This is a genomic window from Fructilactobacillus sp. X8R1C1 (genome assembly GCF_059900945.1).
The window spans coordinates 190,932-207,954 of sequence record NZ_JBWXVH010000003.1 but is presented as its reverse complement, the minus strand read 5'-3'; the positions used below and the strand labels follow the sequence as shown (position 1 = coordinate 207,954).

At 38.0% G+C, this 17,023-nt stretch carries 12 protein-coding genes; all 12 read right to left on the bottom strand.

Features of this window, described 5'->3' with window-relative positions:
• Positions 1-14: 14 nt before the first annotated feature.
• On the bottom strand, positions 15-2,666 hold the full coding sequence (gene alaS, locus AC6UD1_RS04305) for an alanine--tRNA ligase (RefSeq protein ID WP_500707380.1): 2,652 nt from the start codon (positions 2,664-2,666) through the stop codon (positions 15-17).
• 260 nt (positions 2,667-2,926) lie between these two features.
• Positions 2,927-4,288: a DEAD/DEAH box helicase gene (locus tag AC6UD1_RS04300; RefSeq protein ID WP_500707379.1), complete on the bottom strand. Its 1,362-nt coding sequence runs from the start codon at positions 4,286-4,288 to the stop codon at positions 2,927-2,929.
• Positions 4,288-5,244: a DHH family phosphoesterase gene (locus AC6UD1_RS04295; RefSeq protein WP_500707378.1), complete on the bottom strand. Its 957-nt coding sequence runs from the start codon at positions 5,242-5,244 to the stop codon at positions 4,288-4,290. Before AC6UD1_RS04295 ends, AC6UD1_RS04300 begins: the two co-directional genes overlap by 1 nt.
• Positions 5,245-5,299: 55 nt before the next feature.
• Positions 5,300-6,421, bottom strand: a complete 1,122-nt coding sequence (dinB, locus tag AC6UD1_RS04290) for a DNA polymerase IV (RefSeq protein WP_500701382.1) — start codon at positions 6,419-6,421, stop codon at positions 5,300-5,302.
• 73 nt (positions 6,422-6,494) lie between these two features.
• Entirely contained in the window at positions 6,495-6,872 is a 378-nt protein-coding gene (gene yajC, locus AC6UD1_RS04285) for a preprotein translocase subunit YajC (protein ID WP_500706850.1), read from the bottom strand.
• Between the two features lie 63 nt (positions 6,873-6,935).
• On the bottom strand, positions 6,936-7,949 hold the full coding sequence (gene ruvB, locus AC6UD1_RS04280) for a Holliday junction branch migration DNA helicase RuvB (protein ID WP_500706849.1): 1,014 nt from the start codon (positions 7,947-7,949) through the stop codon (positions 6,936-6,938).
• A gap of 15 nt (positions 7,950-7,964) precedes the next feature.
• A complete protein-coding gene (gene ruvA, locus AC6UD1_RS04275; protein ID WP_500694387.1) occupies positions 7,965-8,561 on the bottom strand; it encodes a Holliday junction branch migration protein RuvA in 597 nt (198 codons plus the stop codon).
• A gap of 24 nt (positions 8,562-8,585) precedes the next feature.
• Positions 8,586-10,502: a DNA mismatch repair endonuclease MutL gene (mutL, locus tag AC6UD1_RS04270; RefSeq protein WP_500707377.1), complete on the bottom strand. Its 1,917-nt coding sequence runs from the start codon at positions 10,500-10,502 to the stop codon at positions 8,586-8,588.
• Positions 10,503-10,514: 12 nt separating this feature from the next.
• On the bottom strand, positions 10,515-13,163 hold the full coding sequence (gene mutS, locus AC6UD1_RS04265; RefSeq protein ID WP_500707376.1) for a DNA mismatch repair protein MutS: 2,649 nt from the start codon (positions 13,161-13,163) through the stop codon (positions 10,515-10,517).
• 15 nt (positions 13,164-13,178) lie between these two features.
• A complete protein-coding gene (locus tag AC6UD1_RS04260) occupies positions 13,179-13,988 on the bottom strand; it encodes a TIGR00282 family metallophosphoesterase (RefSeq protein ID WP_500707375.1) in 810 nt (269 codons plus the stop codon).
• Between the two features lie 83 nt (positions 13,989-14,071).
• On the bottom strand, positions 14,072-15,628 hold the full coding sequence (gene rny, locus AC6UD1_RS04255) for a ribonuclease Y (protein WP_500696083.1): 1,557 nt from the start codon (positions 15,626-15,628) through the stop codon (positions 14,072-14,074).
• Between the two features lie 139 nt (positions 15,629-15,767).
• On the bottom strand, positions 15,768-17,006 hold the full coding sequence (locus AC6UD1_RS04250) for a competence/damage-inducible protein A (RefSeq protein ID WP_500696878.1): 1,239 nt from the start codon (positions 17,004-17,006) through the stop codon (positions 15,768-15,770).
• Between the last annotated feature and the right edge of the window lie 17 nt (positions 17,007-17,023).

Here is a 17,023-nt window from a genome sequence, read left to right as displayed (position 1 = left end):
TCAAATAACAACTATTACTTATGTTCCTTAATCCAGGTCTTGGCAGCTTTTAAAGCATCATCAATACCAGCTGGATTTTTACCACCAGCTTGGGCCATGTTAGGACGACCGCCTCCACCACCGTTGATATTTTTAGAAATTGATTTAATTAAATCACCAGCTTTAATTCCAGCCTTCACTTGATCCTCACTAACTGCAACTAATAAATTAGCTTTGTCATCAGTACCAGTCCCAAGAACAAGAACGTCTGAAGCGTTTTTATCTCTCCAGGTATCAGCTAATTCTCTTAGTTGACTCATATTAGCATTTTTTAAGTGTCCTGCAATCAAAGTGACTCCGTTAACGTCCTGAACATCATCAAAAATGTCTGCGGCTTCCTGGTTAGCTAGCTTAGTTTCAAGTGATTCTTGTCGACTTTCCAAATCCTTAATTTGACCTTGTAATTGTTTAACACGGCCGGGAATTTCATCGGTTGTTGGCGACTTAACTGTCTTTCCAATTTCCTTTAACATTCGTTCCTCATCATTTAAAAGATTAAAAGCATCTTTAGAGGTAACAGCTTCAATTCTTCTGACTCCAGATCCAACTCCGGTCTCAGAGACAATCTTAAATAATCCCAACTGACTGGTATTTTTAACATGATCGCCACCACAAAACTCAATTGAAAAATCATCAATCTTTACTACTCGAACTTCATCGCCATACTTTGCGTCAAAAAGTGCAATAGCGCCCATTTCTTTTCCGGTTTTTTGGTCGGTCACAACGGTTTGAACGGGAATGGCAGCAAAAATCTTTTGATTAACCATGTTCTCAACTTTTTGCAGTTCAGCGTCAGTGACTTGACCAAAATGGGTAAAGTCAAAACGAAGATAATCAGGACGAACTAGTGAGCCAGCTTGTTGCGTATGACCACCAAGAACATTTCTTAGTGACTGATCTAATAGATGAGTTGCCGTATGGTTATTCTCAACCCGATCATGGAAATTGCGGTCAACAACTAACTTGTACTTCTCACCTTTCTTCATATCACCGGTAATTTTAACAGTATGAAGATTTTGACCATTTGGAGCTTTTTGGACATCCTCAACTTCAGCCACTTCGTCACCATTTTGGTTATAAATCTTACCACTATCGGCTACTTGACCACCCATTTCAGCATAGAATGGTGTTTTATCGAAAATTAATTCAGCTTCTTTTTGGTCCGGCGTGATCTGATTTGCCAGCTTTTCATCAAAAATAATATCATTAAGTTTAGCAGCATCAACGGTTAGTCGATCGTATCCCACGTATTCACTAGGAGTTTTAATATCAAGTAACAAATCTCGTTGAACTTTCATCGATTTCTTCGACCCACGAGCGTTTCTAGCCCGGTCTTGTTGCTTTTGCATTTCAACATCAAAACCAGTTTCATCCACTTTAACCCCTTCATTACCAGCATATTCCTTGGTAAGTTCAAGGGGAAAACCATAAGTATCGTAGAGTTTAAAGGCATCTTTACCAGAAATTTCTTTTTTAGAATTGGTCTTAGTCTCAGAAATAAGGTTATTAAGCAGTTGCAAGCCATCGCTTAGCGTGGTGTTAAAACGCTCTTCCTCATTTTTAACAATCTTTTGAATATAATCACTCTGCTCAAGAACATCTGGATAGTAAGATTGCATAATTTGACCAACAACAGGAACTAGTTTATACAAAAAGGCATCATTAATACCTAATTCGTGTCCATTAACAGTTGCCCGTCTAATCAGGCGTCTAATGACATAACCTCGTCCTTCATTTGAGGGAAGGGCCCCATCACCAATGGCAAAGGTAATTGCCCGAATGTGATCAGCAATGACCTTAAAGGGGATGTCATCTTTCCGATTACCATCATACTTCTTACCATCACTTAATTCCTCAGTTTTCTTGATAATTGGCATAAATAAATCGGTTTCAAAGTTCGTTGGTGCATCTTGGAAAATTGATACAACCCGTTCAAGTCCCATTCCAGTATCAATGTTTTTTCTTGGAAGTGGCTCATAGGTTCCTTCAGGCGTGTGATTAAACTGAGAAAACACAATATTCCAAACTTCCAAATATCGCTCGTTTTCACCGCCAGGATAATTTTCGGGATCATCAGGTGCCAAGTTATCGTACTTTTCACCCCGATCATAAAAAATTTCCGAATCAGGACCTGAGGGACCTTGACCAATGTCCCAAAAATTGTCCTTTGCTTCAACAATATGATCAGGCGCAATCCCAACCTTTTCCCATAATTCCTTTGTTTCTTTGTCATCAGGATAAACGGTGACGTATAAATTATTTGGATCCCATCCAAACCACTTCGGACTAGTCAATAACTCGTATGCCCACGGAATGACTTCTTTTTTAAAATAATCACCAACCGAAAAATCACCAAGCATCTCAAACAGAGTTTGGTGTCTTGCCGTTTTACCAACGTTCTCAATATCATTAGTTCTAATACTCTTCTGCGAACTAGTTAATCGTGGATTACTTGGAACTTCTGAACCATCAAAATACTTTTTCATGGTGGCAACCCCAGAATTAATCCAAAGTAAAGTGGGATCATCCTTTGGGACTAGTGAGGCACTTGGTTCCACGGTATGACCCTTCTCTTTGAAAAAATCAAGAAACATTTGACGAACTTGACTACTGCTGAGCTTTTTCATGATATCCTCCATAATAATAAAAAATAAAAAACACCCTTGCTAGCAAAGACGCCGGGACGCGGTACCACTTTACTTGCAACGATGTTGTCATTACCTCTTTAGTCCCTATAACGTGGGAAACGATCTACTGTTTGGTAGCATCAAAATAACTAAGTACGGTCTGTTTTCATTTTTCAAACCTTCCTGTAGTACTTCACTAATTTGACATATCCAACTAATTTAAATTATATCCAGAAAATAAACTACTGTCAATTAGACTCTTACTGATAACGCTGCGAGCTACGCTTTTTTTGCTTCTTGCGGGCTCGAATTTGATTTCTGATCTCGATTTTACGGTCTTCATCACTTTTTTGCTTAATAGCACGGCGAATCTTCTTTTTGTATCCTGGTTTAACGTTTTTCTTCTTTTTCTTAATCAAACCAATCATAGTAGGATCCAATTTATTTTGGGGCTCACGACGTTTAGCTCGCCGTCTTCTATCATAAGTATCAACTACTTCTCCATGTTTAATTTCTTTAGGAGTAAATTTAATCCCCATTTTCTCCAATTCAGAGATCTTTTGTTCTTCACCTGGTGCATATAGAGTGATGGCAGTCCCTTTCATCCCATTTCGACCGGTTCTTCCAACTCGGTGTATAAAATATTCTAGATCAGTTGGAATATCATCATTAATAACATGAGAAACTCCTGAAATATCAATTCCACGGGACGCTAGATCAGACGCCACCACGAATTGATAATCAAGGTTTTGAATCTGCTTCATAACCCGCTTTCTAACTCGCGGTTGCATTCCTCCATGGATTTCAGCAACTTTTAATCCACGTTGTTTTAGATAATCATAGATCTCATCTACCCGCTCACGCGTATTCGCAAAAATAAGTACCAAATACGGCTCACCCATCGTGATCAGCTGATAAATTAAATCATTTTTATCTTTTCCCTTAGTCGAAATCAACCAGTTAGAAACATCCTGATTGATAACCGTTTTGGTGGGAATATCATCCATGACCGGATTTTTCATGTACTTTTTTAGAAATGGCCTTAACTTTGGTGGAACAGTGGCAGAAAACACCATCATCTGTAAATCCGCGGCCATTTTAGAAGCAATCTTGTCAATTGTATCTAAAAAACCCAAGTCTAGAGTCATATCGGCTTCATCAATTACTAGTTGACGAGCACGATGGATTTCAAGATCACCATTTTTAACAAGATCCCAGATGCGACCCGGAGTGCCAATCACTATCTGAGGTTGTTCATGCTCAAGCTTTGAAACTTGGCGTTCCTTATCAGTTCCTCCGACATAATTTCCAATGTGAATGGTTTTATCAGAGAATTTAGCAATTTGTTTTGCATTGTCATAAATTTGATATGCTAATTCCCTACTGGGGGTTGTAATGACAACCTGAACATCTTCTTTATTAAGATCTAAACCATCAAAAATGGGCAAAAGAAAGGCATGAGTTTTTCCACTACCAGTAGCAGACTTACCAATCACACTTTTTCCATGTTTAATGGTTGGAATTACTTTAGTTTGAATTGGAGTAGGATTATGAAATCCCAGGTCCTGAATGGCATCACTAATGAAGGGTTGAAAATGATAATCTTTAAATGAAGCTCCCATTAATTGTTCTCCTTTTTGTACTGTTTCACAATTTCTCCTAGCTGCTTAACAACTTGTTTAATCTCATCCTCATCAGCAGCTTTAGCTCCACTTGCAAGCGCATGACCACCACCGTTGTGTTCTTTAGCCAATTCGTTAATGGATGGTCCTTTAGAACGCAATCGAATGCGATAATTTCCTTCTTTTTGTTGGACAAAAATCGCCCAAGAAACCACAGTGCCAATATTACCGGGCAACGGAACCACTGATGACGTACTATCATCACCTAAGTTGAGGTCCTTAATTACTTCATTATTCAAAACTACATATGCAGCCCCATTGTCGTCAATTTTCAAATTATTGTATACATAAGCAGCCAAACGAGCTTGGGCAGTATCAATTTCATCTTCAATTTGGGCCACGTCGGTAATCGAAAAATCGTACTGGTCTAATTTGCCTGCCACCTCAAACGTATGCGATGAAGTCGATGAATACTTAAACCTACCGGTATCTCCGATGATTCCAGCATACAATAAACGAGCTGCATCATCTGTCATCTTTAAATCATCATTAGCAGCAAATAAATCATAAATTAATTCGGAAGTACTTGATGCTTCTGGTTCAACCCACATCAAATCCCCAAATTGATCGTCATTTGGATGATGATCAATTTTAATTAAATATTTTCCCTTTGTATAACGATCATCATCAATTCGCGGCTGGTTAGCAGTATCAACCACAATCACTAAAGCATTCTTGTAATCATCGTCACTTGCTTTCGTAACTTTTCCTAACCAATCAAAGCCTGGATACTGTTTTCCAACGGTCAAAACCTTTTTATTCGGATAAGATGCCTTAATAATGCTAGCCAACCCAATTTGAGAACCAACCGCATCTGGATCAGGACTCTGATGTCTGTGAATAATAATCGTCGGATATTCCTTGATTTTTTCGTTAATTTGCTGCTTTGTATTCATTAAAATAGCCTCTAATAATCTTAATTATTTAACAGTTAAGTATAACCCACAAACACTATAATTCAAAGTGAGGATCTGAATACAAGGGAAGCTTAACGTTTTGAAACCCTAAGTCTGAGAGACTAGTAAGTGTTATTCCCAACAATCTAACACCATTAGTGGCATCAGGAAGCAAATCAAAAAGCTCCATTGCCAAATCATAAAAAAGACTGGCATCGTTTTCCATAAAATCATTCCACGAAACTCTTTTGGTTAACGTAGTAAAGTCACTGTACCTGACCTTTAAGACTAAAACTTTTCCATGTTTCTCATGCTGATTTAATGACTGCTCCACCATCTCAGAAATCTTATGGAGTTGTGATTCCACTTCTTGTCGGCTTTTTAACTCAGGACCATAAGTTCTTTCTTTTCCAATTGATTTGCGCTCTCTTTGATACTCAACCGGTCGATCATCGGATCCGCGAACTCGACGATACAAAAAATAACCAAACTTACCAAAATTCTTGATAAGATCCATCTCTGATTGTTGGTATAAATCATAACCATTTTGGATGTTTAATCGTTGCATTTTTTGAAGCGTCTTTTTTCCAACACCCCGATAACGTTCAATGGGAAGTTTCATCAAAAATTCGTGACTATCTTCCACATCGATCACAGAAACTCCAGCAGGTTTCCGGTAATCAGAAGCCTCCTTGGCCAAAAACTTATTGTAAGAAATCCCGGTGGAAGAAGTTAGATGAGTCTTTTCCCATATTTCACTTTGAATCAAATGAGCAATCAGTACCGGATTATCAATTCCCTTTTTGTTATCTGAGATGTCAAGGTAAGCCTCATCAAGCGCAACGGTTTCAATTCGGTCGGTATATTCATGAAAAATCGCATGAATTTGATGCGAGACGCTTCGATACAATTCAAATTCGGGTGCCTTAAAAATTCCCTTAGGACAAAGTTCAAGTGCTTTACTAGCAGGCATTGCTGAATGAACGCCAAACTTTCTCGCTGGGTAATTAGCAGTGGTCACTACTCCACGACCACCAGTCGTCCTTGGATCTTTAGAAATAATGAGTGGTTGATCAACAAATTCAGGATGCTCACGTTGCTCAATTGAGGCAAAAAAAGCATCCATATCAACATGTAAAATCCGACGTGAATGATTGATTTGAATTGATTCTTCCAAAAGTTCACCTTCTGTCCCAAACGTACGTTCTTGTTCATCCAATAAAAAAGATCGGACTCATCCGACCCTCTTATTAAGCGTTGTCATCATTTGAATTATTACTTACATCGGATGCTTTTTCTGATTCGTCTTTTTTGGAAGTATCCTTCTTTTTTGAATCATCTGAAGCACTATCTTCTCCTGGACGACTTGCACTTGCAATCGCGTTGAGGTCAAATACTAAATAAAGACCATCACAGTCTAAAGTAACCGTTCGCTTTTCATTATTAATTTGATCAACAATTCCATGAAGTCTGCCAATGGTAACCACATGATCACCCTTACGCAAGTTTTTCAAAGTGTTTTGATGCTTTTGTTGTTGCTTCTTTTGTGGTCTGATCATCATAAAATACATTAAAACGAACAAAAGAATTAATACAATAATTCCAGCATATTGTGATATGTTCTGCATGTTTTCACCTCATTCTTTATTTAACAATAGCTTACCAAATTGTCGATAAAATTTCCAATTAATTTAATTAGCTTCAGGATATTTTCGGCCCAAGTGTTTATAACCAGCTCTTGTTACCATCCGTCCTCGAGCAGTCCGCTTGAGATATCCAATCTGTAACAAATATGGTTCATACATCTCAGAAATTGTTTCTGATTCTTCGCCAATATTGGCGGCTAAGGTATTTAATCCAACTGGACCACCATCGTAAAAGTCGATCATCGTTGAAAGCAAATTGAGATCAGTTCGATCTAATCCGTTCTTATCAACGCCTAAAGCATTAAGTGCGGTATCAACGCTATTAACATCAATCTCATCATGATTGGCCACCTGTGCAAAATCTCTCACCCGTTTTAACAATCGATTAGCAACTCGAGGAGTTCCTCTGGAGCGCAGCGCAATTTCGTGAGCACCATCTTCTTTAATCTTACTATGAAAGATTTTAGCTGAACGTTTCACAATCTTTTCTAAATCACGATCGTTATAGTAATTCATCCGTTCAACAATACCAAACCGATCTCTAAATGGTGAATCAAGCAACCCAGCCCTTGTGGTAGCTCCGATCAGCGTAAACGGTGGTAATTCAAAGTGAACGGGATGCTTGGTTGAATCGTCATTTCCAATGATAATGTCAACATAGTAGTCTTCCATCGCGGAATATAACATCTCTTCAACTTCTTTAGGTAGACGATGAATTTCATCAATAAAAAGAATATCACCGGGTTTTAATTCGTTTAAAAGAGCCACCAAGTCACCTTTTTTTTCAATGGCGGGACCAGTGGTTGTCTTCATATCAACGCCCATCTCATTTGCAATCACGTTTGCTAGTGTCGTCTTCCCAAGACCAGGTGGTCCATACAATAAGACATGATCAAGTGATTCTTCTCGCTGCCTAGCAGCTTGAATGTAAATCTTAAGTTTCTTTTTTAAGTCATCTTGACCGATATACTGATCAAAACTTTGGGGGCGAAGTGACATTTCAAAAGAATCATCGTTTTCATCATCACTTGATCCAGAAACTATTCGATCATCTGCCATTAACTTCCTCCTAATCTACTTAGTCAATAGTTTGAGACCTGAACTAATATATTGATCAGTTGTATAGTCTGCTTCTATTTTCTGTAGTTTTGTTTTAACTTTATCAACCTCACGTTGCTTAAAGCCAAGAGCTTGTAATGCACTCAATGCATCGTCTAACTGCTTATTTCCAGTGTCTTCAACGTCATTTACCGAAACACTACCAACAAATACGTCATTAGATGTAATCTTATCCTTTAGGTCCAACACAATTTGTTGGGCAGTCTTTTTCCCAATTCCGGGAAATTTAGTTAAATACTTAATGTTTCCAGCATTAATGGCACTAATTAAACCATTACTGTCATTACCAGCCATAATTGCCAAGGCACTTTTTGATCCAATTCCAGAAACATTCAGTAATTGTTCAAAAAGTTGTTTATCCGCTAACGAAATAAATCCATATAATGCAATCCCATTGTCTGAAACCGACTGGTGGATATAAACTCGCACCTGTTGGTCAGTACTATAGTGATAGGGATTAGCTACATAAACTAAGTAACCAACTCCATCAACGTCTAAAACAATGTACTTGGGGGTCACATCCGTAATCATCCCATACAAGTATTCATACATACAATCAACTCATTTCCTATTGGATTAAAAATTCACATCTCTACTTTGATGCGGGTCCTGAATTCGCTTAAACATGGTCTCCAGATCTGAATTAGAAAAATGAACTAAAACAGGGCGGCCATGGGGACAATTAAAAGGATTCTCACACTGTGGTAATTTATCTAACAAGGCCTGAGCCTGGCGCTTATCCAGATGATGATTAGCTTTAATTGCTCGTTTACAACTCATCATGATGGCAGCTTTTTCTCTAAACTGTGCAATCGAAAGCTGTTGGTTACTCAAAACCCAGTCAATCATTTCTTTAATGGTATCTTCTTCCTGACCAGCTTTAAACCAAACCGGATGCTGCCTAATGACAAAACTATTTTTCCCAAATGACTCTAAATGGATTCCATTCTGCTCTAAAAGATCCAAATGATTTGAAATAATTAAAGCATCACTGGAAGTGTAATCAAGAACAATTGGAACCAATAATTTCTGCTCGTCTTCACTCACATTGCCAACTTGTCTTCGATAGTATTCATAATTAATCCGTTCTTGAGCAGCGTGCTGATCAACAACATACATCCCATCTGAACTTTCAGCAATTAGGTACGTACCATGAACTTGACCAACATACCGTAATTGTGGAAAATCATGAGACGAATTTAGACTTTGCTGATTATCACCAAACGGTAAGTCGACCACTTCATTTTCGTACTTTGCTTTAAATTTACGAGCGGAATTCGAATCTAAATCATTTTTTCGATAAATCATAATCGGCTGATGATGAGCTGGATAAGCATTGTGATTAGCCACTGACTTCATCGAGTCTGACTTACTAACCTGTGGAATCGAACTTTTTTGTGTATTTTGATCTTCATAGAGTTGATTTAAATTAAGTGAAATTTCCGTAGAGTTATGACGTGCAACCCCATTTTTTAAAGTCTGGTTATTCATAGCATCAGGAATCAGATTTTGTTTTGCTAAAGCATCATAAATTGTTTGTGAGACGAATGAACTTAATTCCTTCTTTTTGGAGATTCTGATTTCCTCTTTTGAAGGATGTACATTAACATCAACTAAAGTTGGATCCATCTCGATACTTAAAACGACAATCGGATATCTTCCAACCATCAGTTTTGATCCGTACCCATCAATAATCGCGTGATCAATGCCAAAGTCACGAATAAATCGCCCATTAACGATCACAGATGTATATTTACGGCTTGCTCTAGTTAATTCTGGCAAGCTGACGTACCCACTTAATTTAAAGTCCGGATTTTCAGCACTAATCGGAATCATTTGCTTCATACTTCGATTGCCATAGATTCCAGCAATGACTTGTTGCATGTTGTTTCGACCCGAAGTCCGTAGGAGTTCGCGACCATTATGAGTCAAAGAAAAAGCAATTTCAGGATGGCTAAGAGCCAATCGATTGACAATATCAGATATCTTAGATAGTTCCGTAGATGGTGCCTTTAAATATTTTAGCCGGTTAGGGGTATTAAAGAACAGATCAGAAACGACGACCGATGTTCCTCTTCGTGCCTGTGATGGCTCCACCTTTACAACCTTGCCACCATGAATTTTAATTTCAGACCCCTGTTCTCTACCATCCGAAGTCCTCATTTCCACATCAGAGACAGAGGCAATACTAGGCAAAGCTTCGCCACGAAATCCTAATGATTTAACTCGAAACAAATCACGTTTATTATTAATTTTACTCGTAGCAAAACGTCGAAACGCCAACTCAACTTGATCAGGAGCAATTCCAGATCCATTATCAATCACCTTAATCTTTTTAAGGCCATAATCAACCACTTCAATGTCAATTTTACTACTACTGGCATCAATTGAATTTTCAACTAGTTCTTTAACTACCGATGCTGGCCTCTCAACAACTTCTCCAGCCGAAATTTGATCGGAAAGAATTGTCGGTAATTGATGAATGTCGGACACAATATCACCACCTTAATTTTCTAACTTAGTTTTCCATTTATACACCAAATTCATAATCTGAATTGGAGTCTTACTCATAAGATCAGTATTCTCAATGTCCTCAATAATCTTACTTTTATTTTTATCTAATGACTTATCACTTTTGGGATCATCCACTTTAAACAATGCCATTTGTTCCGAATCATTTAAATCAATTGAACTAGATGGCGTGGTAGATGCTGGGTTATCCTTATGAACGGAACTTTGAGCTTGAGTAGCATGATTATCATTACTTTTTTGTTGCTCATCATCTTCTAGCTTTAAAAGAACCGTGCTAGCCCGCTTCAACAACTGATCAGGAAGGCCAGCTAACTTAGCAACATTAATCCCATAGGAACGATCGGCTGGTCCATCCATAATTTTATGAAGAAAAACTAGGTTGCCATCTTTTTCAACTGCCCCAACGTGAACGTTCTTTAAATGTTTTAACTCTTGATCTAATTCGGTTAATTCATGGTAATGAGTCGAAAATAGTGTTTTAGCACCAATATTATCATGAATATACTCAATGATAGATTGTGCAAGTGCCATGCCATCATATGTGGAAGTTCCTCGTCCAATTTCGTCAAACAAAATCAATGAATTAGCGGAGGCATGTTTCAAGGCTTCATTGGCTTCCCTCATCTCCACCATAAACGTACTTTTACCCGAAATAAGGTCATCGGCAGCACCAATCCGAGTGAAAATTTGATCGAATATGGGCATCTCGGCTGCATCAGCTGGAACAAAACACCCCATTTGTGCCAGGATTACAATTAGAGCTAGCTGTCTCATGTATGTGCTTTTACCGGACATGTTCGGACCAGTAATTAATAATTCAGAAATATCTGGATTCATTATCACATCATTTGGAACATAACTTTGAGCCCCCATCACACGCTCCACAACGGGATGACGTCCTGCTTTAATGTTCAAATCATGACCATTATTAAACTTGGGCTTTACAAATTGATACTTCTCAGAAATAGTCGCAAAGCTCTGCAAAACGTCTAAACGTGAAATCCCACTCGCTAATTTCTGAATTCGCGGAATCTGCTTTTTAATCTTATCTCTGACCTGTGTAAAAATTTCATATTCTAAACTTTTAGATTTCTCTTCTGCTTCTAAAATAATCGATTCTTTTTCCTTTAGTTCCGGTGTTGAAAAACGTTCCGCATTGGTAAGTGTTTGAAGACGTTCATACCTACTATCATCAAGTTTACCAAGATTACCTTTCGATACCTCAATATAGTAGCCAAATACTCGATTATAACCAATCTTGAGGTTATGGATCCCAGTTTCCTGACGCTCTTTAGCTTCCATATCAGCTAACCATTTTTTACCATTTTTCATGGCATCCCGATACCGATCAAGTTGTTTATTATAACCATTTCTAATGACTCCACCATCCGTGACAGAAATTGGGGGTTCTGAAACGATGGCGTCTTTTATTAATTCATACACATCATTAACATCATCGAGTTTTTGATAAATTTCATCAAACTCTGGAGTATCTAGGTCATTTAAAACATGCTTAATTTTGGGAATTTGTTCAAGTGAAGTCTCCAGCTGAATCAAGTCTCTACCGTTTACTCCGCCAAATGAAATTCGTCCAGAAAGTCGCTCTAAATCATAAACTTTAATCAAATTGTCGGAAAGCTCACTCCGCTCATAATAATTATCTAAGAGCGTCCCAACTAGATTCTGGCGTTGCTCAATCTCTTTCCGATTAATTAGCGGCCGCTCTAACCATTGCTTAAGTTTTCTACCACCCATTGCCGTTTTAGTATCGTCAACGATCCATAGCAACGTGCCACTCTTTTTGCCAGTCCTAATGTTTTTAGTTAGTTCCAGATTATATTGCGAATTATGATCAATTTTCAAAAAAGAACTTGGCTCATATCTAACTGCTGGTTGAATATGAGATAAACTACGCTTTTGTGTGTCCGAAATATAAGTTAATAACATTTTAAGGGAGTCAATTAGCGTTGGATCATCAATATTAGTAATGACATTTGACCCCACCTCAGAAGTTTGATTCTCTTTTGAAATAAGAACACCGATTTCCTTTAGTTGATGAATCAAATTATCATCGATCGAGTCGTTAACTACAATCTCTTTTGAATTAAGATTAATCACTTCGTTTAAGACAGCTTCATCGCTTGCTAACAAGCTAACCTTTAACTCACCTGTAGAAAGATCAATGTAAGAAAATCCAAAAGAATGCTCATCTTTATTATAAGTAACCGCGGTTAAGTAGTTGTTGACCTTGGCATTTTCGGCATTGGCATCAGTTTGAGTTCCAGGCGTAATTAGCTGAATAACATCCCGATCTACCATTCCCTTAGCAGTCCGAGGGTCTTCCATCTGTTCACAAATTGCTACCTTGTATCCCTTATCTACTAAGGTATCAATGTAATTTTGAACGGATTGATGAGGAACGCCACACATCGGAATGGGATTATCTGACTTCCTACTTCGTTTGGTTAAAGTTAACTCCAACAATTGCGCACCCTTAATAGCATCCTCGTTAAACAATTCATAAAAATCGCCAATTCGATAAAACAAAAAAGCATCAGGATATTGATCCTTAACTTTTTGATATTGTTGCATCATTGGCGTAGTTTGTTTTGATTTTGCCATTAACATCGCTCCTCTTTAAAATTCTTGATATGGGTGATCCTTGTTGATTAAAATATTCTTAATTTTTTTAGCTTTGCCAGACTGGTTATCGACATCAATGTAGCAACCTGACAACACTGCTGCGCCAGTCTCTTGAACCTCAAAACGATTAGGGCGTGCCGTCATAAACTTATTAATAACGGGTTCAAACTTCATTCCAATCACTCCATCATCTGGTCCAGTCATCCCTGCATCAGTTAAAAAGGCCGTCCCACTTGGTAAGATTTGCCCATCACTAGTCTGCACGTGGGTATGGGTACCCACTAATGCGGAGATTTTCCCATCCAAATGAAGCGCCATGGCCTTCTTTTCACTAGTAGTTTCGGCATGAAAATCCACAAAGATGATATTAAACCCATTGGTATGTAGCTTATCAAGAAGCGCATCCACTTTACTAAATGGATCATCAATTTCATCCATAAACACGCGACCTTGAAGATTAATCACAGCTACCTTACTACCATTAACGTTCATTTCTATGTAGCCCTTTCCTGGGACATCTTTTCCAGGATAGTTAAGGGGACGAATTAAATTTGGGGTTTGATTAATAAAATCAAAAATTTCTGGATTATTCCAGGCATGATTCCCCAAAGTAATCACGTCTGCTCCGGCATGCATAATTTTTAAATAAAGATCATGATTAATCCCACGTCCCACCTTTGTTGCATTTTCGCCATTCACAATGGTTGCCTGTGGTTTTAAGTCATGTTTTAGCAAGGGTAGATATTTTTCTACCGTCGCCACCCCAATATTGCCAACCGTGTCACCTAAAAATAAAAATCGCATATCCGCTCTCCATCTTCTACTGTAATACCCTTATTTTACACTGATAAATCAAAATAAAAAAGACCAGGATAATCTCTGATCTTTTACTTGGCATATTCAACTGAGCGGACTTCCCGAATCACATCTACCTTGACATGACCAGGATGATTCATTTCCTTTTCAATCTTATCTTTAATATCTCTGGCAAGTACAATTGCTTCTGTGTCAGAAATCTTTTCGGGTTTGGCAATCACTCTAATTTCGCGACCCGCCTGAACTGCATAACTCTTGGAAACCTCGTCAAAACTATTACTAATTTTTTCAAGTTTATCTAAACGATGAACGAAGCTTTCAAGTGAATCACTCTTTGCACCAGGTCGTGCCATTGAAATCTTATCGGCAACATCAACTAATTCTGAAATCATATAATGTGGCTCACTTTTTTGACCACCTAATTGAATTGTATCAATTACTTCTGGGCTCTCACCATATTTCTTTGCAATATCAATCCCAGCATCAACATATGAAACATCAGTTCCACTATTTGACGACAGACCAATCTCACGCAACAATCCCGCTCTTTTCGCTAATGTAACATCTTCACCTAACTCAGCAGCAAACACTCCCGCCAATTTTGCTACTTGAATGGAGCGTGATAAAACATTTTGTCCATATGAAATTTTATATTTCAATTGACCAATTAATTTAATCAAATCAGGGTTCATTGAATGAATCCCTAAATCAAAGACAACGTTTTCCCCAGTCTCTTGAATTTGAGCATCGAGTTCTTTTTTACTCTTCTCAACCATTTCTTCAATACGTGCTGGATGAATCCTTCCGTCTTTAATCAACTTTTCAAGTGCCATTTTGGCGACTTCACGTCGAACTGGATTAAAACCACTTAAAACCACCGCATTGGGAGTATCATCAATAATTAGATCAATCCCAGTCAATGATTCAAAGGTTCTAATGTTTCGACCCTCACGTCCAATGATTCTACCTTTCATATCATCATTGGGTAAAGTTACTACAGACACAGTAGTCTCTGAGACAATATCAGCAGAACTCTGTTGAAGTGCTTCAACAATCAAGTTTTTAGCATCCTTAGCAGAAGCTTCTTTAGCAGCATCGTAACTCTCTTTAATCATTTGAGCACGGGTATCAGCCAATTCTTGCTTAGTCTCATCAATTACCATCGTACGAGCTTCCTCTTTAGTTAAATTAGAAACTCTGGCAACTTCCTGTTGCCGTTTTTCAATAAGTGAATCTGCTTTTTGTTGTTTCTTTGTCAGTTCTTGCTTTTCTTTTTCAAGTTTTTCTTCTTGCCGTTCCAAAGAATTATCACGTTTCTCAAACGCACTATCCTTTCGATCAAGCGTTTCTTCACGTTTCAACAAACGATCTTCTTGTTTTTGAACTTCAAGACGACGCTTTTTCAACTCTTTTTCTACTTGAAGTCGATAAGCATTCCCCTTCTCTTTTGCCTCTAAACTAGCTTCTTTAAGCGAGTTTTCAGCTTGCTTTTCAGCATCAGAAAGGATATCTTTTGCACTTTCATGAGCAGCATCTAACTTCTTCTCAGATACCTGCTTATAGGTGAACTGACCAATCAAAAAACCAACAACGACAGCGATAACAGCGGAAACAACTGTAACTATCATTTACATATGCCTCCGTATCACTAATAAAAAATTTATTTAAATAACTAGCATAAACGTTATTCACTTCTTAATTCTAAAGTTTAGAAAAATTAGTGTCAACTAGTATGTACAAAATAGGAGAACCAATATCCTCCTATTTTCACTTTAAATTATCATAAATCATTTTAAGACCGCATTTTGTAGCGTAATCACGAATTTCATTTCGATCCTTGCCAAAATTAAATTCACGGGTCTTAACCTCACCATCAGGTAATGAAATTCCTACCCAGAAATTCCCAGCAGGATGTCCTTCCAATTCATCAGGTCCAGCAACTCCAGTAAAAGAAACCGAAACGTCAGTATTGAGAATTGCTTTCGAATTTTTAGCCATCCAAACAGCCGTCTCAGATGAAACCACTCCATGCTTATCAATCACTTCGCTTGGAATGTGCAAGACATCCTCTTTCACTTTAACCGAATAAGTCACAAATCCACCTGGGAAAACCTCAGAGACACCTGAGACATCACCAAGCCGACTCTGAAACATCCCAGCAGTAAGTGATTCTGCCGCAGTGATCGACAATGCTTTCTTTTTAAGGATATTAACAGCTACTTTAGCCAATGAGTTATCATCACCAAAACCATAGAAATATTTCCCTACAATTGAGTTTACTTTAAAGATCATTTCATCAATTAAATGATCGACATCTGATTTTTTCTTTCCACTCGCAGTAATTCTTAGGGTAACTTCATTTCGCTTGGCGTACGTTGCTAAAGTTGGATTCGTTTGATGAGAAATCAAGGGCTTTAATTGATCCTCAAGTTCTGTTTCACCAATTCCAAAGAAACGCATTACTTTGGAAGCAATAACGGGATTACCACTAGCTAATTTAGTCAAAATTGGAAGTGCATATTTAGTAAACATGTGTTGCATCTCAACTGGTGGTCCAGGTAAAACCAAGTAATCACAGTTCTTAGTCGTAAAAAACATGCCAACGGCAAAGCCATTATCGTTTGGTAATACAGTCGCACCGTGGATATATTCAGCTTGAATATCAGCATTTTGAGGCTTTTCCATTGGATAATTTTTATGAAAATGATTAATTTTTTCCAGTGCTTTTTGATTAGTATCTAACCCAAGACCCAAATGCTTAGCTAGCACAATCTTAGTAATGTCATCTTCGGTAGGACCTAACCCACCTGTTAAAACCACTAAGTTGCTTCGACTTTCAGCAAGCTTTATAACAGCTTCTAACCGTTTGTAATTATCTCCAACGGTGTCTTGAAAGTAAACATCAATTCCTAAATTTGCCAGATGACGCGCAATAAAGGGCGCACTGGTGTCAGTAATTTCACCAAGGAGAATTTCCGTCCCAACTGATATTATCTCAGCATTCATCAAACCACTCCTAACTG

Bases quoted from the DNA above. Each gene is read 5' to 3' on its own strand.
- AC6UD1_RS04250 (WP_500696878.1), bottom strand. From the start codon at position 17,006: ATGAATGCTGAGATAATATCAGTTGGGACGGAAATTCTCCTTGGTGAA.
- mutS (WP_500707376.1), bottom strand. From the start codon at position 13,163: ATGGCAAAATCAAAACAAACTACGCCAATGATGCAACAATATCAAAAA.
- yajC (WP_500706850.1), bottom strand. From the start codon at position 6,872: ATGCAGAACATATCACAATATGCTGGAATTATTGTATTAATTCTTTTG.
- AC6UD1_RS04295 (WP_500707378.1), bottom strand. From the start codon at position 5,244: ATGAATACAAAGCAGCAAATTAACGAAAAAATCAAGGAATATCCGACG.
- AC6UD1_RS04260 (WP_500707375.1), bottom strand. From the start codon at position 13,988: ATGCGATTTTTATTTTTAGGTGACACGGTTGGCAATATTGGGGTGGCG.
- AC6UD1_RS04300 (WP_500707379.1), bottom strand. From the start codon at position 4,288: ATGGGAGCTTCATTTAAAGATTATCATTTTCAACCCTTCATTAGTGAT.
- ruvA (WP_500694387.1), bottom strand. From the start codon at position 8,561: ATGTATGAATACTTGTATGGGATGATTACGGATGTGACCCCCAAGTAC.
- rny (WP_500696083.1), bottom strand. From the start codon at position 15,628: ATGATAGTTACAGTTGTTTCCGCTGTTATCGCTGTCGTTGTTGGTTTT.
- alaS (WP_500707380.1), bottom strand. From the start codon at position 2,666: ATGAAAAAGCTCAGCAGTAGTCAAGTTCGTCAAATGTTTCTTGATTTT.
- ruvB (WP_500706849.1), bottom strand. From the start codon at position 7,949: ATGGCAGATGATCGAATAGTTTCTGGATCAAGTGATGATGAAAACGAT.